The following is a 25,342-nucleotide window of genomic DNA, read 5'->3' as shown; positions in this document are numbered from 1 at the left end:
TCCCCTGCGGGAGGGGACCTCAGCTTATTTTTTGACGGTATCGCGGTGTTGCGCTGCCGCCGTGACAAACGCGGTGAACAGCGGATGACCATCGCGCGGCGTCGAAGTAAATTCCGGATGGAATTGGCAGGCCAGGAACCACGGATGGTTTGGCAGCTCGACCATTTCGACCAGACTCTTGTCTTCCGAACGACCGCTGATTTTCAGGCCGGCGTCGGTCAGCTTGGGCAACAGCACGTTGTTCACTTCGTAGCGATGGCGATGCCGTTCCATCACGGAGTCCGCGCCGTACACTTCGCGCGCCAGCGTGCCCGGCTCCAGCCAGCATTTCTGGGCGCCAAGCCGCATGGTGCCGCCCATGTCGCTGCCTTCACTGCGTTGCTGAACCGAACCGTCGGCATCGCGCCATTCGGTGATCATGGCAACGACCGGATACGGCGATTCCTTGTTGAACTCGGTCGAATGGGCACCGGCCAGATTGGCGACATGACGGGCGTATTCGATCACCGCCACCTGCATGCCAAGGCAGATGCCAAGGTAAGGAATCTTGTTCTCACGAGCGTATTGGGCGGCCTTGATCTTGCCTTCGATGCCGCGCTCGCCGAAACCGCCTGGCACCAGAATGGCATCGGCACCTTTCAGAATATCGGTGCCATTGCGATCGACTTCTTCCGAATCGATGTAATGGATGTTGACCGTGTTGCGAGCATGCAGACCGGCATGCTTCAGCGACTCGGTCAGCGATTTGTAAGCCTCGGTCAAATGCACGTATTTACCGACGAAAGCGATGCTGACTTCGCCTTTCGGATTGGCCTGCGCGTACAGCACTTTTTCCCATTCGGCCAGATCGGCCGGTTTGGCGTCGAGCTTGAAGCGCTGAACGATCAGTTCATCCAAACCTTGGGCGTGCAGCACGGCCGGAATGCGGTAAATGCTGTCGACGTCCTTCAACGAGATGACGGCTTTTTCATCGACATTGGTGAACAGCGCGATCTTGCCGCGCTCGGAGGCCGGCAACGTGCGGTCGGAACGGCAGATCAGGATGTCCGGCTGGATGCCGAGCGAACGCAGCTCTTTTACCGAGTGCTGGGTCGGCTTGGTCTTCAGCTCGCCGGCGGTTGCAATATAAGGCAGCAGCGTCAGGTGCATGAACGCGGCGCGCTCGCGGCCGAGCTCGAAACCGAGCTGGCGAATGGCTTCGAGGAACGGCAGCGACTCGATGTCGCCAACGGTGCCGCCAATCTCGGTGATCAGTACGTCATAGCCTTCGCCGGCGGCGAGGATCTGCTGCTTGATGGCGTCAGTAATGTGCGGAATGACCTGGACGGTGGCGCCCAGATAGTCGCCACGGCGCTCGCGGCGCAGCACTTCGGCGTAGATCTTGCCGGTGGTGCAGCTGTTCTTGCGCGACAGCCGGGTGCGGATGAAGCGCTCGTAATGGCCGAGGTCGAGGTCGGTCTCGGCGCCGTCGTCGGTCACATAGACTTCGCCGTGCTGGAACGGGCTCATAGTGCCCGGATCGACGTTGATATAAGGGTCCAGCTTCAGCATCGTGACCTTCAGGCCACGGGCTTCGAGAATGGCGGCAAGGCTCGCCGAGGCAATACCTTTACCCAGGGACGACACGACGCCGCCCGTCACAAAAATAAAACGCGTCATGGCTGCAGGCCGCTCGCAGTCGAAAGTAAACAGGAAGAATAGGGGAAGCCTGCGGGAGCAGGCTCAGGACGGGGGCAAATTCTAGCAAATCGGCCCGGCTGGCGGCAAACCAAAACTCCGGGTCGAAAGGCTAAGCTTTTGAATTGTCAGGCAGTTACTTTCTCAATCTGGGGCCATTGCCGCTCCAGCGGCTGGGCTGGCCTCAGCAGACGGTAGCCGCGCCGGGGGATGGTCTCGATAAATTGCGGCACGCCGGTATCGTCGCCAAGCAGCCGGCGCAGCGCCCAGACCGCATTGGCGACGCCCTGCCGGCCCACCGTTTCGTACTGGCCCCAGACTTCGGCCAGCAACTCATCCGGCGACACCGGGCTCGGGTAGCGCTCAATCAGGCAGACCAGCACGGCCAACAGCTTCAACCGGACCGGCTGCGAAAGACCACTGCGATCAATCCGCTGCCGGCCTTCATCGATCAGGCATTCCCCCAGCATCCAGCATCGGCTTTCGAGTCGCATGATCAGCATCCCCTTTTCCTGGTGAACTGCACCCTCGCGCGCCGGTCTGCTACCAAGCGGGCTCGCCGGCAGCGAACCGTTCGTGGCGAGGTCTTTGCGACGGGCATCGTTGGCTGGCGACGCAGCTACAGCATGATGCGCAGGTACTGCATGAGGCGCCGCTACTGCATGAGGCGCCAAGACAGCATGGGTTGTTGCCACAGGTGCAGTTTCCATTCTGACAAACACGACGACATCTCCCGGAAAAAAGTTTTGCAAATCGCAACAGCGCTGAGAAACAACTGTTATCTCAATGCATGCCGACGAGAATGAAATTACATCGAAACCGGGACGCGAATGTGGCACTTTTGCGCGGTGCCGATCGGTAATATTGCCTCTGCATCGGCATGACCTGCGTGACCAAGGTTTCCCCTGGCCTTGGTGGTTTCTGCTGCAGGTCGGATGGCGGAGATGCAGCAAACGCAATCGTCAGCCGTTGCGGCGATTGCCGCGTGAAATTGCCTTATTTTCCAGCCCGGGAGCAATTGGCTCGCGCTGGCTCCCTGGGTGAGGACACGACCTGATTTGTCCCGTTCTACTCCGCCATCCTTCTTTTCTCAGGCCATTCCCGCTCATTTTTCTGCCTGACTTTCCCACTGCACCGAGCACCGCACGCGTAACGCCAGATCAGCACCGCCACATCCGCACAGGCGGCGCGGTGGATGCTGTGCATTATTTACATCGCCCGCACGCCGCTGCCGAAAAACACTCGCTTACAGCTCCGACACAATTTCGGACAATGCAAATTACATCGCCATTGGAATGCGCTTCCATTGCTCCTGTGAAACGCGAATGTGAAGTTGAGAGGGATCGTGGCAGGGATCACGGCATCGTTTTTTTGCCGACTCGTTGTGCCACGACAACAATCACAACAGGAGAAAGCCAATGCCCCTCAGCAAATGGAAGCGCCGCCGTGCGGCATTCACCCCCGCTGCGCCAGATTCGGCTCTGGTCGCATCATCGACAACTGGCACCGCAAGCACCCGACTTTCCGCCACCGTGATCGGCGTGCACGCCGCGCTGCTCGCTTTCACTGGCTTGAATTCGACGGTCAGCATCGCCGCCGACAGCGCCAGCACCAGTACTGATGACAAGGAAGAACGGATCGAAGTCACCGGCTCGCGCATCAAACGCAGCGAGCTGGAAGGGCCGAGTCCCGTCATTACCATCAGCGCCGACGACATGAACAAGGAAGGTTTCAACACGGTGTTCGACGCACTGCGCTCGCTGTCGCAGGCAACCGGCGCCGTGCAGGGCGAGCAATACGCCAACTCGTTCACGCCCAATGCCGAAACGCTGAACCTGCGCGGTTTTGGTCCGGGCCTGACCCTTTATTTGCTCAATGGCCGTCGGGTCGCTGACTATCCGCAGCCCTATAACGGCCAGAGCAATTTCTTCAACCTGGCCCAAATCCCGGCGGCGATGGTGGATCGGATCGAGATCCTGTCCGGTGGTGCTTCGTCGATTTACGGTTCGGATGCGGTCGCTGGCGTCGTCAACATCATTACCCGCAAGGACTACGACGGTCTGACCGCCACCGTGCGGCTTGGCGACACCACGGAAGGCGGTGGCGAGTCGCGCAAGCTGCAGCTGGTCGGCGGCCACAATTTTGGTGATGCCAACCTGACCTTCGCGTACGAGTACATGAAACGGGAACCGATTTTCGGCAAGGACCGCTCCTACACCGACAGTCGCAGCGACAACCCAACGCTGACCGGCCCGGCCATTCTCGATCGCGAGTTGCTGATTCTGAGCGGCACGCTGGTCGAATACATTGATCCGACCGAAGCGGTCTGCGACCGCTTTCATGACATGGAATATGCGTTCCGCCCCGGTCGCGGTTTCTATTGCGGCCGCGACGGCGCCGGTGACGAATCGCTACGCGGTGATCGCGAGTGGCACACGCTTTACGGCAGTCTGGTGGTGCCGGTCGGCACCGACAGCGAGTTTTACGCCAGCAGCTATCTGTGGAAGAGCGAATCGAAGCACAGCAATTTCCGGCTCTGGTGGGGCAGCGTCAACGGCGGTTATTACTACGACCCGGCGTTCGATGATCTGATCACGGTACAACGGGTCTTCCAGCCGAGCGAAACTGGCGAGCAAACCCAGAATTTCACCGAAGAAGCCTTTGATCTGGCAGTTGGATTCCGTACCACCTTGGCCGGCAGCTACGATCTGGATCTGGCCATCAGCCACAACGCCGCCGATTTCGCCAGCCGCGAACACCGGTTCAAGGAAGAAGCCATCAACAGCTATTTCCTTGGCGATCAACAAGGGGAGATTTCTGGCTTCCCGATCTTCACGCTCGATCTCGATCGGTTCTACAACCCGCTGAGTCGCGAGCAGATGAATTCGCTGATGGGTATCGCCACCAACGACGCCGACTCCGACTCCACCACGATCAGCGCCAGCCTCAGTGGCGATCTGTTCGAGCTGGACGCCGGCGCAGTCCAGTTCGCCAGCGTGGTCGAATGGGGCACTCAGTCGTATGACATCAAACTCGACAACCGCACATTCAACACCGAAGGCGAGGGCTGGTGGGGTTTGACCGGCACCGGTGGCGGTGGCGAACGTGACCGGATGGCAGTTGGTGTGGAACTCAGCGTACCGCTGACCGAGCAATTGCGGCTGACCCCGTCAGCGCGCTACGACAAATACGATGACATCACCGCGGTTGATGACGCGATCACCTACGGGCTTGGTCTCGAATACCGGCCACTCGACAACTTGTTGCTACGGGCAAAATATGCCACCAGCTTCCGGGCGCCCGACATGCACTATGTGTTCAGCGATGAGAGCGGCTTCTACACCAGCATCATCGACGAATATCTGTGCCGGCAGAACGAACCGGATACGCCGCTCGGTGAATGCGGCGAAACCTACACGGTGTTCGGCACCCGCGCCGGCAATCCGGAACTGGAGGAGGAAGAAGGCACCTCGTACACCGTAGGCATGGCCTGGGACATTACGGACGATCTGTCCTTTACCCTCGATTACTACGACATCGAACTGACCGGCATCGTCAATGACTTGAGTCTGCCCAATCTGCTCGCGGTGGAAGCGGCGTGCCGCATCGGGACCGATCGCGGTGGCAATCCGGTCGATGCCGGCTCGGCGGAATGCCTGGACGCTTTCGCGCGCATCGAGCGTTGGCCTGACGATGGCTCACCCATTGCCGAACAAGTGCAGCAGGTACGGCAAGATCCCATCAACACCGGCCTGCAACGGCAAAAAGGTCTGGACGCTCAGCTGACTTATGACTGGCGCGAAACCGGCTTCGGCGATTTTGCCTTCAGCCTGAACTGGACCCATGTGCTTGAAACCCAGCTGCAACAATATAAGGAAGATCCGATCGACAAGGACTATCGCGACAACAAGTTCCTGAACGGTGAAGCACGCAGTCGCTTGCGCGGTTCCGTGACCTGGACGCTTGGAGATTGGGCCACCACGCTGTTCGCCAGCCGGGTCGGTTCGATCGCCAACTACGCCTCGAATGATCGACTGGACCCGTGGACAATCTATAACCTGTCGACTGCCTGGCAAGTTACCGACGGCGACCGGCTCAGCCTGATTGTCAACAACCTGCTCAATACCGAAGCACAGGTGGACAAGACCCAGAACGCCTGGCCGTATTTCTATGCCGGCCAGTACAACGCGGTTGGTCGTGAGCTGTTCCTGGAATACAGCCACAGCTTCTGAGTGGTGAGCGGATGTCCGGGGTAATTCGGACATCCGCTGTTAAGCGGGAAACCATATCAACTGGACATAACATCAACGAAACGACAAGAGCGCCTGATGGCGCTCTTGTCGTTTCATCCCTATGCCAAGTGCCGCGCAAGCCAACTCGTCATCGCTGCGACATTTTGCCGGTGATTTGCCGGAACTTTTTTCCAACATATTCACATTCCATCGTTTGGTGATGGCCATTCCATGCCAGCTCCATCGTCTCGCCATTGCCGCTGTGTTTCATTGCACGAACGGGCCAGTTACCGCTCGCCCCGGCGCATGACGTGTAATAGACAGGAGAAAAAAACATGAGCGACCTCACTGCAACAACGGCCAGCACGCGCTGGTCACTCTTTGCCATGACGGCACTGGCGCTGGCCATACCGAGCGCCTATGCCGCCGACGCGGCCGATGACGGCAGCGCTGAACGGGTCGAGATTACCGGTTCACGCATCAAGCGGGTCGACGTCGAAGGCGTCAACCCGGTCTACACAATCGACCGCAGCGGCATCGAAAAATCCGGGGTCGGCACCATAGGCGAACTGCTGCAGGAAATGCCGACCGTCTCCGGCGCTGCAACCAATCCGCAGGTCAACAATGGCGGTGGCGATGGCGCTTCCAAAGTGTCGCTGCGCGGACTAGGCGAAGACCGCACCCTGCTGCTGCTCAATGGCCGGCGGATGCTGACCCAGGACATCAACTCGATTCCGCTGGCGCTGGTTGATCGCATTGAAGTGCTGAAGGATGGTGCGTCGGCTATTTACGGTTCTGATGCCATTGCCGGCGTCGTCAACGTGATCACCCGCAAGAATTTCACCGGTGTTGAAGTCACTGCCACCTATGGTCGCACCAGCGAGGACGACGGCCATCGCAATCAGGTTGAAGTGATCAACGGCGTCAACTCCGACAGCGGCAATCTGGTGTTTGGCATGAACTACACCAAGCAGGGCGCGATCTCGGCCGCCGATCGCGATTTCAGCCGCGTCGATCGCCAGCTCTATGATGGAGCTGTTTATGAAACCGGCAGCCCGACGCCGCCGTGGGGCCGCACACTGGTGCCGATCGATGCTGCCACGGCCGCCGGCGCCGACCTGAGTTCGCCAGCCTGCACCCTGCTGGATCTGGATGGCGATGACGTCAACGACGCGGTCTACCTGACCACCAATCATGGTAGCCAGGGCACCGCCGGCAGCGATTACCGCTGTTTCATTTTTGATGGCGCCGGCAACGACAGTTACAACTACCAGACCACCAATCTGGTGCTGACACCGCAGGAGCGCAAACACTTCTTTGTCCAGGGCACGTACAACCTGCCGCACGACATCGAATATTACGGCTATGCCAGCTATGTCGATGTCGAAGCACATGCCCAGATTGCGCCGGCACCGCAGAACGGTCTGGTCATCGACGCCAGCAATCCGTTCAACCCATTCGGCGTCACGCTCGATCTGGACAACGGCATCCGGATGGAGCTGACCGGTCCGCGCATCACCGAAGTGGAAACCAGCAACATCGAAATGACCAATGGTTTGCGCGGCAGCATCGGCAGCTGGGATTGGGATGTCTATTACAGCTGGTCGGAACAAAAGCAGCTGACCACCAACCGCGGCTTTGTCTATTCGACCCCATTGTTGAATGCGCTTGGGCCCGCCTTCCAGAATGGCGATGGCAGTTACAGTTGCGGTACGGTCGGCAATCCGATTGCCAATTGCACGCCGGTCAATCTGTACAACCTCGACCCGAGTGATCCGGCCGTGGCGCAGTTGCTGACGCAAATTCAGCCGCATACCCATGATGTGCTGGCCCAGCACCAGCAAGTTGCCGAAGCGACCATCACCGGCGATCTGATCGAGCTGCCCGCTGGCCTGCTGGCGCTGGCCGCCGGTTACCAGTGGCGCTGGACCGATTACGATTTTGATCCGGATTTCCTGGCGGTGCAGCGTACCGTCGATGGCATCGAAAACGATCCGATCTTCGGTGAGTACGACATCAGCGAACTGTATTTCGAATTGAATGTGCCGCTGCTGGCGAATGTGCCGGGCGCCGAACTGCTCGAATTGAACATCGGCAGCCGGGCCTCGGATTATTCAACCTTTGGTCGCACCACCAACAGCAAAGTCAGTTTGCTGTACAAGCCCTGGGCGGATTTGAAAATTCGCAGCACCTGGGCCGAAGTGTTCCGCTCGCCAACCATGACCGACCTCTACACCGGCCGACTGGAAAGCGCAGCCGAGTTTACCGACCCCTGCACCGGACTGACGCAGGCCATTGTCGATGCCAACCCGCATGCAGCCGAGGCCTGCGTTGGCGTGCCGCGCAACGGCAATTACAACAGCCCGTTTGATCAGCTGACCGCCATTCAATCCGGCAACGCGGATCTGAGCCCGGAAACCGGCACCATGCTGACGTTCGGCATGCTGTATCAGCCGAGCTTTCTGAGCAATCTGTCGACCACTATCGACTGGTTCCATGTCGAGTTGGAGGACACCATTTCCACGGTCGGTACCCAGAATATTCTGGATCTGTGCTTCAGCCGCGGTCTGTATTGCGATCGTATCCATCGCGATGCGTTCGGCAGCTGGTCGGAAGGCAATTCCCAGATCGATGATCCAACCTCCAACGTCGGCGCGCTCGATGTCGAAGGTATCGACTGGAATATCCGCTACCTGTTCGATGAAACCGCGTTCGGTCGATTCAAGTTCAATCTGGATGCGACCTATTTCATCAAGTACGACAAGGAAGCGGTAGCAGGTGTCGCCGAATCGCTGGTCGAAAATGCCGGCTTGTTCGTGGACCAGTCGCGCGGCGGTGATGGCCATTTTGGTCGGGTGCGGGCCTTGGCAACGCTGGATTGGAGCCTGGGTGACTGGGACGCCAGCTGGACCATGCGCTACATCCATTCGGTTCGTGAAAGCGGCGTTCAGGCCGACGAATGCCTGAGCAATACCGCACCAGCCGATTGGGCCACCGATTGCCCGAACGCCGATCCGTCTGACCGGGTGGTGCCGGCTTATCTCTATCACGACCTGCAAGTGTCGTGGGCGGCCTCAGCGCTGGCAACCCGGTTCAGTCTCGGCGTCGAAAACCTGACCGACAAGCAACCACCGCGGCTGTACACCGGCTTCGAAGGTGATACCGATTTCCGCACCTACGATAACAAAGGCCGCTTCCTGTACCTGCGGGCAACCACCACGTTCTGAGTCGGAATCCGCTGTTCAGTCCGTGAAGGAAAAAGGGGCCACTGCGGTGGCCCCTTTTTTCTGCTGTCATTTCTCTTCAATGCGTTGGCCTGCAGTCGCAGTTGCTGATCCTGATGCTGCCGCCAACGCACCGACCATGCCCCAATGCTGCGCCTACAGCCGGAACTGTCCCACCAACTGCTGCAGGCGATCCGCCAGTGATTTCAGTTGGCTGCCAGTGCCGGCGTTATCGTGGGCGCCGCGCGCCAGCATTTCCGCAACATCGCGAATCGAGGTGATGTTACGGGTCAGCTCTTCGGTAACCATGGTCTGCTCTTCCACCGCGGTGGCAATCTGCGTGTTCATGTCGCTGATCGTGGTGATGGCGGTGGTGATGGTTTGCAGCGACAGGCCGGCCCGGTCGGCCTGACTCACGGCGTCTTCAGCGCGACCCCGGCTGGTGGTCATCGCCGCAACAGCGCGCTCGGTGCTGGCCTGAATCGCACCAATCATGTTCTGGATTTCCTGAGTGGAGGTGTGCGTGCGCTGGGCCAGATTACGCACTTCGTCGGCGACCACGGCAAAACCGCGCCCCTGCTCGCCGGCGCGCGCCGCTTCGATGGCGGCATTGAGCGCCAGCAGATTGGTTTGCTCGGCGATTCCGCGAATGACATCGAGAATATTGCCGATTTGCGCGCTGTCATCGGCCAATTGCCGGATCACCTGTGCCGCTGACTGGACATCGGTTGCCAATGCCTGGATCGCGCCAACGGTGCTGTTGACTTCTTTCTGACCGCCGCGCGATTCGTTGCTGGCCGAGTCAGCCGCCGTAGCGGCCTGATTGGCGCCGCCGGCAACTTCCTGAATGGCACTCGACATTTCCGTGACCGCAGTTGCCACCATGTCGATATCGGTTTGCTGGGCGGCGATTTCCTGCGAGGTTTTCTCCGACAGCTGCGCCGTCATTGCCGCCGCCTGATTGACCTCGGCCGAACACTCGGCAATGGCCTTCATCATATTCTGCAGCCGGGTCAAAAACTCATTGAATGCCGACGCCAGCTGACCAATCTCGTCTTCACTGGCGACCGGCAGGCGCCGGGTCAGATCGCCACCGCCTTTGGCGATTTCCTGCAGTGTCTCGGTGACGCCCTTGATTGGCCGCGCCAATGCCCGCGCCGTCATCGCGACCAGGAACAGCGCCACGGCCGCCACCGCCAGCGCAATCACCAATTGGATCACGGTCGCCGAATCATTGGCGCTGTTCAGTTCGGCATTGAGTTTTTCCGCTTCCGCCATCACCACCGGCGTCGGTACCCGGATCAGCATCTGCCACTGGCTGTGGCCGTCGGCCAGCGGTAACGGAATCATGGCCTCGACATCATCACCGTCGTTGAAGCGGACATCGATCTGGCTCTGGCTCAAGCGTGATTGCGCGCCACCCGCCCAGGGCTCGCTGAGTGCGCTGAGTTTCTTGCCGATGTTGTCGGCATTGCCGCTGTCGGCCACGACCACACCAATGCTCGACAACAGCATGGTCCGGCCGGCGCCGCCATACATGGCGCTGTTGGCACTGTTTGCCATCTCTTTCAACGCCACCAGCGAGTAATCGATGCCGGCAACGCCAACCGCTTTGCCGGCGCGCAGAATCGGCACGGTTGCCGAGCTCATCAGCGTCGGCACACCATCGACATCATCGACATAAGGTTCAACGAAGCAGCCGGTTTTTTCCTTGAGTGCGCAAGTTACCCAGAGATTACCGGGCAGGCCGTTGTCGCCGAGCGCGGTGTCGTTCAGATCTTCTTCCGTCATCGCCTCCGGCACGATCTCGCCAGCCTGGTTGTAGGCCCAGTAAATCGACACCCGGCCGGCTTCATTGCTGGCCAATTCTGCTCGCCCGCCGAACTGGCTGTCGCGGCCATCGAAACCATTTGGCTCAAACACCAGCCACACGCCCAGCGCCTTCGGCATGGCCCGTTGCAATTGCTCGGTCAGTTTCATGATCTGTTCACGGCCGGCGGCCGGGCTGATCAGATTGCCGCGCACATCGTCACCAATCGAGGCAGCCGCCACGCCGACCGCGCGCGAAAAATGGTAGGCATCTTCCAACTGGCGGATCATGTCGTGTCCGGACTTGTCAGCCGCCAGGCTCAGTTGCTGACGCGCCGCCGACTGGCTCAGCTCGCTGGTGCGGTCGCGGACCAGATCCTGCGCTTTGCCGGAGGCCCAGAGCCCGGCCAGCAGCATCACCAGCAACGCCGCCAACAAGCCGATGCCGTTGAGCACCAGCAACTTCTTTTCTATCGATCGGAACTGCATTGCCACTGCCTCGCGTCACGCTGCCAATAACCATAAGTGTAGTGGGCGTATCGGCGGCTGGCGGGCAGACTTGAGCGAAAGCGGCTGCAACGGCATCAGCTACAGCAGCAACAGCCGAGTTGGCACAAAGGCCATCGACAAAAGATTGGCGCGAACGCCATGAGCGCCACGGACGGCAGCGGTGACAGCGGTCTTGCGGGTTTGAAACCCACAGCCCGGTCTGCGGCTGAATTTATGGCTTGGTCGATAACTTGGTCTGCGGACTGCCCTGCAAATCGACCTGCAACTTGGCTTGCTGCCAGAGCTGTTCCAAGCGGTCTGGCCCCAAATCGGCGACAGCCTCGCCTTGTTGACGCGCCAATTGTTCGACCAATCGAAACCGGCGACTGAACTTGTCGGTCGCCCGGCGCAGCGCCGCTTCACTGTTCAGCTGCAGATGCCGCGACAGATTGACGCAGGTGAACAGCAGATCGCCAAATTCGTCTTCCATCGCGTCAGCGTCGCCGGCGGCCCGGGCCGCCGCCAATTCGTCCAATTCTTCATGCAGCTTGCTGACCACGGCATCGGCGTCCGGCCAATCGAAGCCGGCGCTGGCGGCCCGCTTCTGGATTTTCTGTGACCGCGCCAAGGCCGGCAGCGCCAAGGGCACATCATCGAGCAGGCTTGGCTCGGTGCCGGAACCGGTCTGTTTGCTGGCGCGTTCTTCGGCCTTGCGCTGCTCCCATTGCCGATGCAGCTCAGCATGGGAAACGTATTGCCCGTCGGCGAACACATGTGGATGCCGGCGCAGCAATTTGTCCGACATGGCCTGCGCCACGTCAGCAAAACCAAACCGCCCCTGCTCGCTGGCCATCTGGCAATAGAACACCACCTGGAACAACAGATCGCCGAGCTCGCCTTTCAGCTCGGTGAAATCTTCGCGGGCAATCGCGTCAGCCACTTCGTAGGCTTCTTCCAGCGTGTAAGGCGCGATGGTGGCAAAGGTCTGCTCACGATCCCAGGGACAGCCCTTATCGGGATCACGCAGCGTCGCCATCAGTTGCAGCAGCTGGCTTAGCGCCGCTTCGGCGGTCTTTGTTTTGCTTTCTTCAGTCATCGCGCAATCGCTCTTGCTCAGCCATCATTGCGTCGGCGCACCGACAGCACGCTCGGCAGCTTGGCAATCTGTGACACCAGTCGACCGAGCGCATCGGCATCGCGCACTTCCACTTCCAGACCAATGCTGGTGATGCCGGTGCGTTTGTTGACGTGGGTGGTCAGGCCGACCACGTTGATTTTTTCGTTGGCGACCAGCGACGTCACATCGCGCAGCAAGCCTTGCCGATCGGTGGCCTCAATCGCCAAATCCACCTGATACAGCGCCGAGGCATCGCTCTGCCACTGGACATCGACCACCCGCTCCTGTCGATCCTCACGCGCGCGCAGCATGTGAGCACAATCGGCCCGGTGAATGGCAATGCCGCGGCCTTGAGTGATGTAACCGAGAATGGCGTCACCGGGCACCGGCCGGCAGCAGCCGGCCGAATGGGTCATCAGATTGCCGATTCCCTGCACTGAAATTGCACCGCTGGCCTCCCGCTCGCTCGGCGCCCGCACCACCGGCTTGATTTCGGTGCTTGGTTCGGCCTGCGGCATATGCAGCGCCAGCAGCGAATTGATCGCCTGCACCACCCCAATTTCGCCAGCACCGATATTGCCGTACAAATCCTCGACGCTGTGCAAATTGAACCGCTCGGCCAGCGGCAACAGCTCGGCTTTCGACAGGCCGTGTCGCGCCAGCTCCTTGTCCAGCAACTCGCGACCTTCGGCAATATTCTGCTCGCGATTCTGCTGGCGGAAATAGGTCTGGATTTTCAGCCGTGCCCGCTGTGAATGGACATAGCCCAGATGCGGATTGAGCCAGTCGCGCGACGGCACGCCCTCCTTCGCGGTCAGGATCTGCACTTGCTCGCCGGTTTGCAGCACATAAGTCAGCGGAACAATGCGGCCGTTGACCTTGGCGCCGCGACAGCGATGGCCGACCGAGGTGTGCACATGATAGGCAAAATCGATCGGCGTTGAGCCCGCCGGCAAATCGACAATGCTGCCATCCGGGGTGAACACATACACCCGATCCTCGACGACTTCGTGACGAAACTCTTCCAGCAGCGCATTCGAATCGGCGACTTCTTCCTGCCACTCGACCAATTGCCGCAGCCAGGCGATCTTGCCTTCGTGCCCGGCGTCGGCACCAGCCGCCGCCCCTTCCTTGTAACGCCAGTGCGCGGCGACACCAAGCTCCGACTCCTGATGCATCTGGAAGGTACGGATCTGCACCTCCAGCGCCTTGCCTTCCGGACCAATCACCGCCGTGTGCAGCGAGCGATAGCCGTTCTCTTTCGGCGTGGCAATGTAATCGTCGAACTCTTTCGGAATGTGTTGCCAGAGCGAATGCACGATACCGAGAGTGGCATAGCAATCGCGAATTTCCGGCACCAACACCCGTACGGCGCGGACGTCATAAATCTCGTCGAAGCCGACGCCCTTGCGCTCCATCTTGCGCCAGATGGAATAGATATGTTTGACCCGACCGCTGACCTCGCCCTTGATGCCGGACTTTTCCAGCTCGCTTTCAATCCGCTTGATGACGTCGCGAATGTATTGCTCGCGCGCCAGCCGTTTCTCGTGCAACTGCCCGGCAATGCCCTTGTACTGCTGTGGCTGCAAATAGCGGAACGCCAGATCTTCCAATTCCCACTTCAGCTGGCCAATGCCCAACCGGTTGGCCAGCGGCGCAAACACCTCGCGGGTTTCTTCGGCGATGCGGCGCTGAGTGCTCTCGTCCTTTTCCTTGACCGCACGCAGCAGATAAATCCGCTCGGCCAGTTTAATCAGCACGATGCGGGTGTCATCGACCATTGCAATCAGCATTTTGCGCAGATTGTCGCCCTGCGATGCCGACAGCTTGTTGCCTTGTTTGCTGGCCTGCAGGCTGCGGATGGCATCCATCCGCAACGCCCCGCGCGCCAGCTTGGCCACTTCCTTGCCAAGCTTGTCCTCGACCGTTTCCAGTTTCAGATCGCCGGCTTGCAGGCTCGGATAGATCAGCGCCGCGGTCAGCGTCTGGGTATCCAAATTCAGCCCGGCGAGAATTTCCGCCATCGCCAAGCCCTGCTCGAAACAGGAAATGCCGAGCTCGGTCAGGCAATCCCAATGCTGCTCGATCACCAGATCCAGCGCGGTTTCGAGCTGCTTCATTTGCTCGGGTTCGCGCTGAACGTTGATTCGGTTGAGCCATGAGCTCAGATCGATGGCGCCATCGGGGGTGAGGGGGAATTCTTCGCGGACTTTGACCATTTATTGGCTTTCCGTTATTCGGTTTTCATAGCGAGACGCGGCATGCTTCCGTTCGTCCTGAGCTTGTCGAAGGATGAACGGCTGCTGTGGATCGTCTTACGCTCGCGTTCGAAAACCGACCGACAATTCGAGGGCCGAGAGTGCCGGGTCTCGCCCCGGCGGGCGAGTAACTTTCTTTGACGCAAAGAAAGTTACCAAAGAAACATGCCCGGCTCCGAGCCGTGCTACGCACGGTTCCCTGCGCTGCTCAAGGTCTGGTGGCGGCTGCGGAACTCGCGCTACGCGCTCAGACAGTCCTCGCCGACAACTCCACCAGACCTCTCCGCTGCTCGGCTCGTCGAACGGGCGAGAGTCAAAAAACTAAATCTACCTATTCTCCACATTCCAATCGCTTACTGGTTGAAACTGGTCGCTTCCTTCGCTCTTTTCAAAAGCACAGCCTATAGGAGAATCAAGAAGGCTAATTATGCTCTGATCATAGTTGGCAATTGTATTGACATCATAAATTTCAATGTTGTCGGGATTATCTACGTACTCATCAGATTCAAATCCTGACATGAAACGCCAACCGCTATCGAGTCTGTTATCGGGAGACTCCCTATACATGAAACGAACAGGGTGTCCATCGACGGTAATCATGTCTGAAGCAAAGCAAGCACCATAACCTTGGACAATAGGGCGTATGAGATCTTTAGTTAGCTTGTATTTTTTCATTATTTTTATCTGCAATTCCGCTCGAACGAAGTAACAAAGCAAGCTAGAACCGGGGCCCCAATCGCGCCAGCCGCTGGGCACGTGACAGTGGCCGGGTGCGCCGGCACGGATAGCCGGCGCAGCACTGATAAGGCAGGAAGCCGCATCAGTGCGTGCCCGTAGCCAATGGCACGTGAACAGCGGGCGGACTCACCGAAGCAACCCAACCACTACTGGCGCGTCTGGGGCGTGTTTCTTTGCTCACTTTCTTTGCACGAGCAAAGAAAGTTAGGCGCCCGCCGGTGCGCGAACCGGCAAACCTGCCGACTATTCTGCTGTCGAAACAGCTAGAGAGGATTTCCCGGCAACACCCCCACCCTAGCCCTCCCCCTTACAGGGGAGGGAACAATCAAACCAAATCAAACACCGCTATCGACTCGACATGCGTCGTATGCGGAAACATATCCATCACACCGGCTTTGGCCAGCTTGTAACCGAGCTTGGTCAACTCACCGGCATCACGCGCCAGCGTTGCCGGATTGCATGAAACGTACACCACGCGTTTGGCTTTGAAGCGGGCCAGTTCACGGACCACTTCCAGCGCGCCAGAGCGCGGTGGATCGATCAGAATCTTGTCGAAGCCTTCGCCGACCCAAGGCTGGGCCGGCAGATTCTTGGCCAAGTCGGCCCCGTAAAAACTGACATTGGTCAAGCTGTTGTGGGCGGCGTTTTCGATGCCGCGTTTGACCATGCTCGCTTCGCCTTCGACGCCGACCACTTCGCGCGCTTTGGTCGCCAGCGGCAGGGTGAAGTTGCCGAGGCCGCAGAACAGATCCAGCACTCGCTCATGCGGCTGGACATCGAGCAGATCGATCGCCAGCTTCACCATCCGGCGGTTGATACCGGCGTTGACTTGAGTGAAGTCGGTCGGGTGAAACTGCAGTTCAACACCAAAATCGGGCAAGCGGTATGACAAGCGGTCATGACCATCTGCCGGCCAGACTTTGCGGACCGTGTCCGGGCCACCGGACTGCAGGTAGAGATCGAGGTCATAGGTCTGGGCGAAGGCCATCAGCGCGGCGCTGTCGCTGTCGCTGAGCGGCTGCAGATGGCGAATACCGAGCGAGGCGCGATCATCACCGACGGCGACTTCGATTTGCGGCAGTGCGCTGCGGCAATCGAGTTGCGAGATCAGCTCGCGCAGCACCGGAATCAGCGTGCCGACTTTCGGGTGCAGGACATGGCATTCATTGATCGCAGCGAGAAAGCTGGAGCGCTTTTCCCGGAAGCCGACCAGCGCGCCGCCTTTTTTTTCGACGTATTTGACCCCGAGCCGGGCCTTGCGCCGGTAACCCCAGACCTCGCTGGTCAGCGCCGGCAGGCGCTCCTCGACAGTGACATTGCCAAAATGCGCCAGCTGTTCAAACAGCACTCGTTCCTTGTCCCGGATCTGGGCATCGCTGCTGATGTGCTGCGACGAGCAGCCACCGCAGACGATGGCATGCGGGCAGCGCGGCTCGACCCGATCAGCCGACGGCTGCTCGATTTTGATGGCAAGACCTTCATCGAATTTGCCGTGCCGGGCGGTGTACTGGAATTGCACCGTTTCGCCGGGCAGCGAGTTATCGATGAAAATGGTTTTGCCATCGAGATGGGTGACACCACGGCCATCGTGGGCGAGGTTTTCTATCACCACGGTCGGGGTTTCAGTGGGCAAGGGTTTGCGTTTCTTGATCATCTATCTTCTGCTTGATTGATTGGTGCAAAGGGTTTTTAAAAAGGTTTGGGGAGTGGAGGCCGGCAGCGAGTGCAACGTCGACGGCATCCTCTCCCCTGCCCCTCTCCCACAGGCTGAGAGAGGCATATCAGGACGGCCAGGCCGCCAGAAATTCATCAAAATGCGTTTTTTGTTCCTGCGCCAGATAGGCACGCAATTTCTGTTGTTCCGTGTGCAATTGATTGGGATCGAGCCGGCCGCGCATTTGTTCATAGCGCAGATACACCAGATAGGTATTCAGCACATCGGTTTCGCAGTAATCGCGAATGGCTTTCAGCTGCCCGGCCTTGAACGCATCCCAGACCTTGGCGCCGCTCATGCCCATCTTGCCGGGGTAACCAAGCAGCGTCGCCACATCATCCAGCGGCGCCACGGCCCGGCCTTGGTACATGGCCAGCACATCCATCAGATCGGTGTGCCGATCGTGATAACGGTTCAAATAATTGTTCCAGCGAAAGGCGCTGTCCGTTTCGCCGGTTTCCCAATAGCGCGACGCCACCACGTTGTGCAGCATCGCGCGGTAATGCAGCACCGGCAGATCAAAACCGCCGCCATTCCAGCTGACCAGGGTTGGGGTGTATTTTTCCAGGCCGTCGTAAAAGCGCTGGATCAATTCGGCTTCGTTGCTGTCTTCCGTGCCGATGCTCCAGACCGCCAGACGATCCTGACTGCGCAGCACCACCGAGATTGCCACCACACGTTGCAGGTGCAGCGGCAGAAAGTCGCTGCCACCGGTTTTCTGCCGGCGCAGCAGTTGGGCAGCGGCCAGCACGTCGTCATCCGGCAGTTCGCCAAGCTCATACAGCCGGCGCAGACCGGCGATATCAGGGACCGTCTCAATATCGAAAACCAGGATGTTCATTTGCCGTGCCCGGCCCCTTTTGCTGTGGCTGTGCAGTGTACCGGATGGGCGCCGTGCCGGCACCGTTCGAACGCACGTGCAGGAAGGCTGGGAATGCAGCGGTCCGCTACGCCATAATGGCCACTCATTTCGTCGGTCAGCGCGGGCAATACATGGGTCGGAGTGCCACCGTCATCGCGGTTGCGGCAGTGTTGTCGCCGCTGCTGGGCCTGCTGGCCCCGCCGGCGGCGGCCGCTGACCGGCTGCTCTGGCTGGCCGAACCGCAACCGGCCGTGATGAGCGCCTTCAGCAGCCGCTGGCTTGAGCTGCGCGGCAGCGCGCCGGAATGGCTGAGCCAAACACCGGCATTTGGCGCGGACATGAACATCACGCTGACCGTGCGCGACGAGCCCGCCGCGATGCCGACCGCAGGCAACGCACCGGAACTGTTTCTGCACCTGCCGCGCGATCAGGCTGGCCTGACCGCTAACCGCGCCGGCATTTACGCCGAGCCAAGCCCAGCCGCGCTACTGGCGCTGTGGCAGCAATTGCTGCCCGACCGGCGCCCGGCCGGCATTCTGGTGGGCGCCGGCCATCAGGCACTGTGGCCGCAATGGCAACAAGCGGCGCAGCAGCTGCCGTTAGGGGTCGGATTTGTCCGCGCCGGTGAACAGGCTCAACGGGTTTTTGCCCTGGTGCGACCGGGCCTCGGTTTGCTGCTGTACAGTGCCGGCACCAGCGCCGCCGATCCGGTTGCGCTTGGCGTGATCCTGCGCGAAAGTCTGGCCAGTGGCCTGCCCGTGCTGGGCACTGACCCAGCGCTGTTGCCGGCTGGTGCGCTGGCCGTGTTGCATCAGGAGCCCGCGGCGCTGGGCAGCCAAGCTGCGGAACTGGCTGTGGCACTGCTGAACGGCAAGGCCGGCAGCATTCAGGAGCCGCAACCGCTGCGCCGACAGATCAATTTTCAGGTCGCGCGCAGTCTGCAGCTGAGCGCGCTGAGCCAGCTCGAAGCCAGCCCGGAGCTTTCGCAAAATCCGGGCGCCGCAACACCAGCCGCCAACGCGGCGAAATCGAACAAACCGGATAGCACGGATCAGAACGCCACCGGCCACGATGGCCACCACCAGCAAACGGATAAGCAACCATGACGGATTGGGGTATACGCAGTCGGATTCTGTTTCTGGCCCTGATCCCGGTGGTCGGCATTTCCGTGCTGCTGCTGAGTTTTTTCATCAGCGAACACAGCGCCGACGTCAACAATTCGCTGCGCCAGCGCGGCCAGACCATCGTTCGCCATCTGGCTTATGCCAGCGAATACGGCATCGCCGCCGCCAACGAAGAACAACTGCGTTACCTGATCACCTCCGCCCGCGACAGCGACGATGACGTCGAAGCCATTGCCGTTTTCGACAATCAGCATCGTCTGCTCGCCCGCACCGGGCACGATCGCTTTGACGACACCTTGCGCGCCAACGGCGAACTGCCACAAGGCATCAGCTGGGCCGACAACGACACCGGCTTCGTGGTCCGGGCGCCGGTATTCGGCCAGCTGCTGAGCCTGCGCGATGTCAATGACAATGCCCGGCCGGACCGACCCATTCTGGGTTACATCGCGGTGCAGATGTCGCGCGAAAGCGAAGTGCTGAAACTGTATGAGACGCTGGCCATTGCCCTGGTTGTGGTGCTGGCGGCGGCCGCCATCGGTGCTGCGCTGGCGATCCGGATGGCGCGCAATGTCATCGTGCCGATTGTGCAAATGGCGCAGGCGGTGCACCGGATCAAGGAAGGCAAGCTCGACACCCAGGTCGAGACCCGCGCGACCGGCGAATTGAAGGTGCTGGAAAACGGCATCAACAACATGGCGAGCTCGCTGCAGGAAGCGCACGAGGAATTGCAGCAGGGTATCGATCAGGCCACCGCCGATCTGCGGCAAACGCTGGAGACCATTGAAGTCCAGAACGTCGAGCTCGATATTGCCCGCAAACAGGCACTGGAAGCGGCCCGGGTCAAATCGGAATTTCTGGCCAACATGAGCCATGAAATCCGCACCCCGATGAATGGGGTGATTGGCTTCACCAATCTGCTGCTGAAAACCGAGCTCAGCGGCAAACAAAAAGAATACCTCAACACCATCCGCAAATCGGCGCAGGGCCTGCTGACCATCGTCGACGACATTCTCGATTTTTCCAAAGTCGAGGCCGGCAAGCTGGTGCTGGAAAACGCGCCACTTGATCTGCGCGAAATTGCCGACGAAGTGCTGGCCATGATGGCGCCGGTTGCCAGCGACAAGAAGCTCGAACTGGTCGCACTGGTCTATTCCGATGTGCCGAGCAACCTGCTCGGTGACGGCCTGCGACTCAAGCAGGTGCTGACCAATCTGGTCAACAACGCGGTCAAGTTCACCGCTCAGGGCAGCGTTGAAATCCGCATCATGCTCGAGCAGGAAAGCGAGCACGACGTGGTGATCGGCCTGCAGGTGCGTGACACCGGCATCGGCTTGTCCACCGAGCAGCAAAAGCAATTGTTCCATGCCTTCACCCAGGCCGACACCACCACCACCCGGCGCTTCGGTGGCACCGGCCTCGGTTTGGTGATTTGCAAAAAGCTGGTGGAAAAAATGGGCGGCGAGATCGGCCTGACCAGCGAAGCCGGCAGCGGCTCGACCTTCTGGTTCACCATCCGCTGCGAAAAATCTGACGATGCCTGGACCGCACTGCGCCACAACGATGAACTGGCCGGTCGCCGCGTGCTGATGTTTGAGCCGCACGCCACAGCGCGGCTGGCCATGGGCCATCTGCTGTCGTCATGGAAGATGCTCTACACCGAGTTTGACCAGATCGGCGATGTGGTCGATTACCTGCAGCACAACGATCAGAAAATGCAGGTCGATTTGCTGTTGCTCGGTGGCCCGCTGCACAGCCAGCAGGACCGCGAGTTGCTGAAGCGGCTGATCGAGCTGGGGCGTGACCGTAACGGCGCCCGTATCATCATCGCCAGCCGCAGCGTTGACAACAGCGAGCACGCCAGTCTGCTGGACATGGGCGTGGACAGTGTCATCGGCAAACCGGTGGGCCAGCGCCGGTTGTTCGGCATCATCCAGTCACTGTTCCAGCGCGGTGCACGCAGCCACAGTGACGACAACATCGATCACGGCGCTGCGCAGGACGAACCACTGGTCTGTCGCTTGCTGGCCGTCGATGACAACGACGCCAATCTGGAATTGGTCAGCACCTTGCTGGCCGACATGGGCGCTGACGTGCACACCGCCCGTAGCGGCCGGGAAGCCGTAGACATTGCTCGTGAACAGGATTTCGATTTGATTTTCATGGATATCCAGATGCCGGAGATGGATGGCATCGAAGCGACCCGGACTCTTCGTGCGCATCCGCGCCACCGCAACACCCCGGTCATTGCGCTGACCGCACACGCGATGCACGGCGAGCGCGAGACGCTGCTCGATGCCGGCATGGACGACTACCTGACCAAGCCGGTCACCGAGCAAGAGCTGTACGACACCGTGCAGCGTTGGTTGCAGCAGGGCGAGCGCACCCGCAGTCGCCTGCGCCGCCGCCGTGCCGATGGCAGCACCATCGAACGCGCCGCCGCTCGCGCCCAAACCGGACAAGCTGCCGCCATCGATTGGCCGCTGTCATTGAAAATGGCCAACCAGAAACCGGATCTGGCGCAAACCATGTTGAGCATGCTGGTGCAAAGCATTCCGGAAGCTCGCAGCCAGATCCGCAGTGCCCACGACGACGGTGAATTGAAACTGCTGCTCGAACGGGTGCACAAATTCCACGGCGCCACCTGCTATGTCGGCGTGCCGCAGTTGAAGCAACTGGCGCACGATCTGGAAACCGCACTAAAGCAGGGCGATGGCAGCCGCGCGGAACAGCTGTTGCCGCAATTGGAAGCGGAAATGGAGCGGGTGTTGAAGGAAGCCCCGATGCATTTGCCGATCGCAACCGAAACCGAGACTGAAAGCTGAAATTTTCAGCAATAAAAAAGGCGGGATGACCCCACTGCCGCTCAGTTAAGCTTTGTTCTGTCACCCCCGCGAAGGCGGGGGCCCAGTGTCTTGCGCGAAAGTCGCTGGATTCCCGCCTGCGCGGGGATGACGGCTTCTCTTAACTGAACGGCATTGCGGGATGACCCGCCTTTTTTATTTTCGGATTGTTGGCATCCGCCCTCAGATCCAACGTCGGCGTTTGAAGAACCAGTAGGGCAGTGTGCCGGACCCAATAATCAGCACCAGCGCTATCGGATACGCCCACGGCCAGGTCAGCTCCGGCATGTGCTCGAAATTCATGCCGTAAATGCTGGCAATAAGCGTCGGTGGCAAAAACACGGTGCCAGCCACGGCCAGGGTCTTGATGATAGTGTTCTGCTCGATGCTGACCAGACCTAGCGTTGCATCCAGCAAAAAGCCAATCTTGTTGCTCAGAAACGCCGCGTGATCGGCCAGCGACAGCAAGTCGGCACGCAGGCCGTGTAGATGCTCGCGCAATTCCGGTTGATTCGGCAGCCGCGCGGATTCCACCAAGAAATTGTGCAGCCGGGTCAAGCTGGTCAAGCTTTCACGGATTCGCGCCACCAGATCACCATTGCGACCGAATGCGGTCAGAAATTCGCGGAACAATTCTTCGCTGCGGCGCTGGTCCTTGTTTTGCACGGTACCAAACACTCGCCGCGACAACTGATCCAGATCAGCGCCAGTACGCTCCAGCAAATCGGCCATGCGGTCGACAATGGCATCGAGCAACGCCGTCATCAGCTGGGCCGGTTGCTGCAGCAACTGCGGTTTGCTGCTGCACTGGTTGATCATGTTACGAAACGGACTGGGATCGGCATAGCGCACGGTGATCAACCGGTTCGGCATCAGGATGAAGGTCACCGGCGTCGATTCCGGCATGTCGCTATCGGCGTTGAACAGCACGGTCGCTGTCATGAACAGCACGCCGTCTTCGACGTACAGCCGGCTCGACGTTTCAATCTCCTGCATTTCTTCCCGGGTCGGAATTTCACCGCCCAGCGTCTGCTCGACCACCTGCTCTTCTTCTGCGCTGGGGTTCAGCAAGTCAATCCAGAGTGCATTCTGGATATGGATCTTGGCCTCAGCGGCATAAGCCGAGATCTCCTGCGCGCCACTGCCGGCATAGCATCGCAACATCCTGCACCTCACATCGCCGGTCGCATCCGGCTGTCACTGCCTGTTGATCACCCATCAGCGGCCAAGTCCATCAGAACATGAATGCCGCCGCTGATGGTTTGGCCGCACTCAGTCTTTCGCCGGCTTTGGCCACGGCACGCCCAGCCAGTTGCTGTTCAGTTGTTTCTGATCGGAACTGGCGTCTTCAAGTGCTTTGAGTTTGCGCTTGCCTTTGTCCTGCAGCACCGGCTTCAGTGTAACGGTGTTCAATTGATCACGACGGAACAGAGTGACCACAGTCGAATCACTTTTGACAGCAGCGCTGCGATCGGCAAAATCCTTGGCGCTCACGCGCAGCTGATCAATCGCGACGATCTGGTCATTCGCCACCAGCCCCGCTTGCCAGGCCGGGCTGTCACGCTCGACTTCACTGACCACGGCAAACTGATCAGCGCCGCCGTCCTTGATCTTGACGCCCCACCATGCCGCCTGCTGGCCCTTGTCGTCCTTGCCCTGATCAATGCGCAATTGCAAACCGGCATCCTTGAGCAGAGCCGCCAATGGCAGCTCTTTGGTGCCGGCGACATAGTCCTGCCAGAACTGCTCCCAATCAAAATTCGCTCGGGCTTGCTGGCTCAGTGACTTCAGTATGGCCTTGACGTCGGCACTGGTATAGCCGCCCTGCTCGACTCGCTTGTGCTGCCACAATTGCTTGTGCAGATCCTCGATCCCGAGTTTGCCCTTGCTCTGTTGTCGCAGCAGCAGATCCATTGTCAACGCCAGCAGTTCACCTTTGCTGTAAATGCTGACTGAGGCATTGCGGGCGCGTTCGCCGCTGGGTTGTATCCACTCGTCAAAACTGGATTCCAGCGCGCTCTGGAAGAAGCGACCGGGTTGGTGCAGGTAATCGTCGAGAATGCTGGCTTCTTCTTCCAGGTACTCGTCGCGGGTTTGCACACCGGCGCGCAGCGTCAGCAAGTTGTCAAAATAGCTGGTGTGGCCTTCGGCCAGCCACAACAGTTCGCTGTAATTCTCTTTTTGATAGTCATACGGCACCATCGCGGCTGGCCGATAGGCTTTGACATTCCAGGTATGGAAAAACTCGTGCGTGGCCGTGCGGATGAACTTCAGGTAATCCTTGCGCGGCGCAAAGCCCCAGCGCGATAACTGGATGACTGTCGAGTTGACATGCTCGGTGGCGCCACCTTCACCGCTGGTGGCGTGGACAATGAACAGATAGCGGGCAAACGGATAACCGCCAAACAGTTTCCCCGTGGTGGCAACCAGTTTCTGCAAGTCCGCGACAATCTGTTTGCCGTCGTGATTGCCGGCGCCCCAAATCGCTAGTTCGATGGTTTTGCCATCGACAACAAAGGAATGAAACTCGTGCAGCCCGGTTTCGATCGGCGAATCGACCAGCTCGTCATAGTTCGTGGCGACAAAGCAATGATTACAGTCACCGGCGCGCATGCCCGAGCGTGATTGCCAGTTCGCCGGTACCTGCAACTGCACGCTGACAGGATTGCCGCGCTGCTCACCGTTGTAGAGCCACACCGCGCTGGCATCAAGATAGGCATGACTGTCATCAATGTGGCGGGTGCGCTGGCCGAGTTCATTGGCGTATAGCTCGTAGCGCACGGTCACCGCCTCGCCGGCCGCTTTCTCGATCAGCCAGCTGGCTTTATCGGTCTTGCGCACGGACAGCGCGCGGCCATCGTTGCCAGTAGCAGTGAGCTGCCGCAGGCCATTGGCCAGCGGCAGAATCTGATAGCGACCGGTGCGCCAGACCGGCAGCTGCAAGTTCAGCGTGCTGGCATTGCTGGCCGGAAATTGCGCACTGACCTCGGCCAGATGCTGGGCCGCATTGCTGATGCGCAGTTCGTAATGCACCTCGTCAGCGGCGGTGGCAGCGTGTGCCATGCCGACGCCTGCCAAACCCATTGCCAGAACGCTAACCACCCGGAGCCAATGTCTCGTCATTTTGTGCAACAGCCTTTCTTTTCGCTTCAAGATGAAAAATGGAAAGCCGCCGTAGGAGCGGCCTTGGCCGCGATGCTTTAGCACAGTCATCGCGGCCAAGGCCGCTCCTACTGCCGGTTCAACGTCATCGCCACG

15 protein-coding genes are annotated in these 25,342 nt (G+C 59.6%); 4 read left to right on the top strand and 11 right to left on the bottom strand.

Annotation, left to right across the window (positions count from 1 at the left end; translation table 11 throughout):
* Positions 1-24: 24 nt before the first annotated feature.
* Positions 25-1,659: a CTP synthase gene (locus HPT27_RS08565; RefSeq protein ID WP_172241749.1), complete on the bottom strand. Its 1,635-nt coding sequence runs from the start codon at positions 1,657-1,659 to the stop codon at positions 25-27.
* 146 nt (positions 1,660-1,805) lie between these two features.
* Positions 1,806-2,180: a winged helix-turn-helix domain-containing protein gene (locus HPT27_RS08560; RefSeq protein ID WP_172241746.1), complete on the bottom strand. Its 375-nt coding sequence runs from the start codon at positions 2,178-2,180 to the stop codon at positions 1,806-1,808.
* A gap of 915 nt (positions 2,181-3,095) precedes the next feature.
* On the opposite strand from HPT27_RS08560, the gene HPT27_RS08555 reads away from it, so the two are divergent.
* Entirely contained in the window at positions 3,096-5,909 is a 2,814-nt protein-coding gene (locus HPT27_RS08555) for a TonB-dependent receptor plug domain-containing protein (protein ID WP_172241743.1), read from the top strand.
* 72 nt (positions 5,910-5,981) lie between these two features.
* Here the strand turns inward: HPT27_RS08555 and HPT27_RS08550 are convergent, their stop codons facing one another.
* On the bottom strand, positions 5,982-6,137 hold the full coding sequence (locus HPT27_RS08550) for a hypothetical protein (RefSeq protein WP_172241740.1): 156 nt from the start codon (positions 6,135-6,137) through the stop codon (positions 5,982-5,984).
* A 107-nt stretch (positions 6,138-6,244) separates the two neighbouring features.
* Between HPT27_RS08550 and HPT27_RS08545 the strand changes: the two genes are divergently transcribed.
* Positions 6,245-9,136 (top strand): TonB-dependent receptor domain-containing protein, encoded by a 2,892-nt coding sequence (locus tag HPT27_RS08545; protein WP_172241737.1) that lies wholly within the window; start codon positions 6,245-6,247, stop codon positions 9,134-9,136.
* A gap of 153 nt (positions 9,137-9,289) precedes the next feature.
* Here the strand turns inward: HPT27_RS08545 and HPT27_RS08540 are convergent, their stop codons facing one another.
* The 6 genes from HPT27_RS08540 to HPT27_RS08515 form a co-directional block, all read right to left on the bottom strand.
* Positions 9,290-11,431, bottom strand: coding sequence for a methyl-accepting chemotaxis protein (locus HPT27_RS08540; protein ID WP_172241734.1), 2,142 nt, complete (start codon positions 11,429-11,431; stop codon positions 9,290-9,292).
* 232 nt (positions 11,432-11,663) lie between these two features.
* Complete coding sequence (mazG, locus tag HPT27_RS08535) at positions 11,664-12,527, bottom strand: nucleoside triphosphate pyrophosphohydrolase (RefSeq protein WP_172241731.1); 864 nt, start codon at positions 12,525-12,527, stop codon at positions 11,664-11,666.
* A 17-nt stretch (positions 12,528-12,544) separates the two neighbouring features.
* A complete protein-coding gene (gene relA / locus HPT27_RS08530; RefSeq protein ID WP_172241728.1) occupies positions 12,545-14,767 on the bottom strand; it encodes a GTP diphosphokinase in 2,223 nt (740 codons plus the stop codon).
* Between the two features lie 366 nt (positions 14,768-15,133).
* Positions 15,134-15,481, bottom strand: a complete 348-nt coding sequence (locus HPT27_RS08525; RefSeq protein ID WP_211197904.1) for a DUF2185 domain-containing protein — start codon at positions 15,479-15,481, stop codon at positions 15,134-15,136.
* 388 nt (positions 15,482-15,869) lie between these two features.
* Entirely contained in the window at positions 15,870-17,198 is a 1,329-nt protein-coding gene (rlmD, locus tag HPT27_RS08520) for a 23S rRNA (uracil(1939)-C(5))-methyltransferase RlmD (RefSeq protein ID WP_172241725.1), read from the bottom strand.
* Positions 17,199-17,325: 127 nt separating this feature from the next.
* Entirely contained in the window at positions 17,326-18,099 is a 774-nt protein-coding gene (locus tag HPT27_RS08515; protein WP_172241722.1) for a 3'-5' exonuclease, read from the bottom strand.
* A gap of 116 nt (positions 18,100-18,215) precedes the next feature.
* Between HPT27_RS08515 and HPT27_RS08510 the strand changes: the two genes are divergently transcribed.
* Positions 18,216-19,226, top strand: coding sequence for a type 1 periplasmic-binding domain-containing protein (locus HPT27_RS08510; RefSeq protein WP_172241719.1), 1,011 nt, complete (start codon positions 18,216-18,218; stop codon positions 19,224-19,226).
* On the top strand, positions 19,223-22,066 hold the full coding sequence (barA, locus tag HPT27_RS08505; RefSeq protein ID WP_172241716.1) for a two-component sensor histidine kinase BarA: 2,844 nt from the start codon (positions 19,223-19,225) through the stop codon (positions 22,064-22,066). Before HPT27_RS08510 ends, barA begins: the two co-directional genes overlap by 4 nt.
* 201 nt (positions 22,067-22,267) lie before the next feature.
* Here barA and corA read toward each other — a convergent pair whose 3' ends face one another.
* On the bottom strand, positions 22,268-23,248 hold the full coding sequence (corA, locus tag HPT27_RS08500; protein WP_172241713.1) for a magnesium/cobalt transporter CorA: 981 nt from the start codon (positions 23,246-23,248) through the stop codon (positions 22,268-22,270).
* A gap of 108 nt (positions 23,249-23,356) precedes the next feature.
* Positions 23,357-25,147 carry a M61 family metallopeptidase gene (locus HPT27_RS08495; protein WP_172241710.1) on the bottom strand — a complete coding sequence of 597 codons (1,791 nt, stop codon included), beginning with the start codon at positions 25,145-25,147 and terminating at the stop codon, positions 23,357-23,359.
* Positions 25,148-25,342: the final 195 nt, after the last annotated feature.

Origin of the sequence: Permianibacter fluminis (genome assembly GCF_013179735.1) — a bacterium.
Lineage (GTDB): Bacteria > Pseudomonadota > Gammaproteobacteria > Enterobacterales > Permianibacteraceae > Permianibacter > Permianibacter fluminis.
This window is presented reverse-complemented; position numbering and strand designations above follow the sequence as displayed.

Bases quoted from the DNA above. Each gene is read 5' to 3' on its own strand.
- HPT27_RS08565 (WP_172241749.1), bottom strand. From the start codon at position 1,659: ATGACGCGTTTTATTTTTGTGACGGGCGGCGTCGTGTCGTCCCTGGGT.
- HPT27_RS08560 (WP_172241746.1), bottom strand. From the start codon at position 2,180: ATGCTGATCATGCGACTCGAAAGCCGATGCTGGATGCTGGGGGAATGC.
- HPT27_RS08555 (WP_172241743.1), top strand. From the start codon at position 3,096: ATGCCCCTCAGCAAATGGAAGCGCCGCCGTGCGGCATTCACCCCCGCT.
- HPT27_RS08550 (WP_172241740.1), bottom strand. From the start codon at position 6,137: ATGGCCATCACCAAACGATGGAATGTGAATATGTTGGAAAAAAGTTCC.
- HPT27_RS08545 (WP_172241737.1), top strand. From the start codon at position 6,245: ATGAGCGACCTCACTGCAACAACGGCCAGCACGCGCTGGTCACTCTTT.
- HPT27_RS08540 (WP_172241734.1), bottom strand. From the start codon at position 11,431: ATGCAGTTCCGATCGATAGAAAAGAAGTTGCTGGTGCTCAACGGCATC.
- mazG (WP_172241731.1), bottom strand. From the start codon at position 12,527: ATGACTGAAGAAAGCAAAACAAAGACCGCCGAAGCGGCGCTAAGCCAG.
- relA (WP_172241728.1), bottom strand. From the start codon at position 14,767: ATGGTCAAAGTCCGCGAAGAATTCCCCCTCACCCCCGATGGCGCCATC.
- HPT27_RS08525 (WP_211197904.1), bottom strand. From the start codon at position 15,481: ATGAAAAAATACAAGCTAACTAAAGATCTCATACGCCCTATTGTCCAA.
- rlmD (WP_172241725.1), bottom strand. From the start codon at position 17,198: ATGATCAAGAAACGCAAACCCTTGCCCACTGAAACCCCGACCGTGGTG.
- HPT27_RS08515 (WP_172241722.1), bottom strand. From the start codon at position 18,099: ATGAACATCCTGGTTTTCGATATTGAGACGGTCCCTGATATCGCCGGT.
- HPT27_RS08510 (WP_172241719.1), top strand. From the start codon at position 18,216: ATGGCCACTCATTTCGTCGGTCAGCGCGGGCAATACATGGGTCGGAGT.
- barA (WP_172241716.1), top strand. From the start codon at position 19,223: ATGACGGATTGGGGTATACGCAGTCGGATTCTGTTTCTGGCCCTGATC.
- corA (WP_172241713.1), bottom strand. From the start codon at position 23,248: ATGTTGCGATGCTATGCCGGCAGTGGCGCGCAGGAGATCTCGGCTTAT.
- HPT27_RS08495 (WP_172241710.1), bottom strand. From the start codon at position 25,147: ATGGCACACGCTGCCACCGCCGCTGACGAGGTGCATTACGAACTGCGC.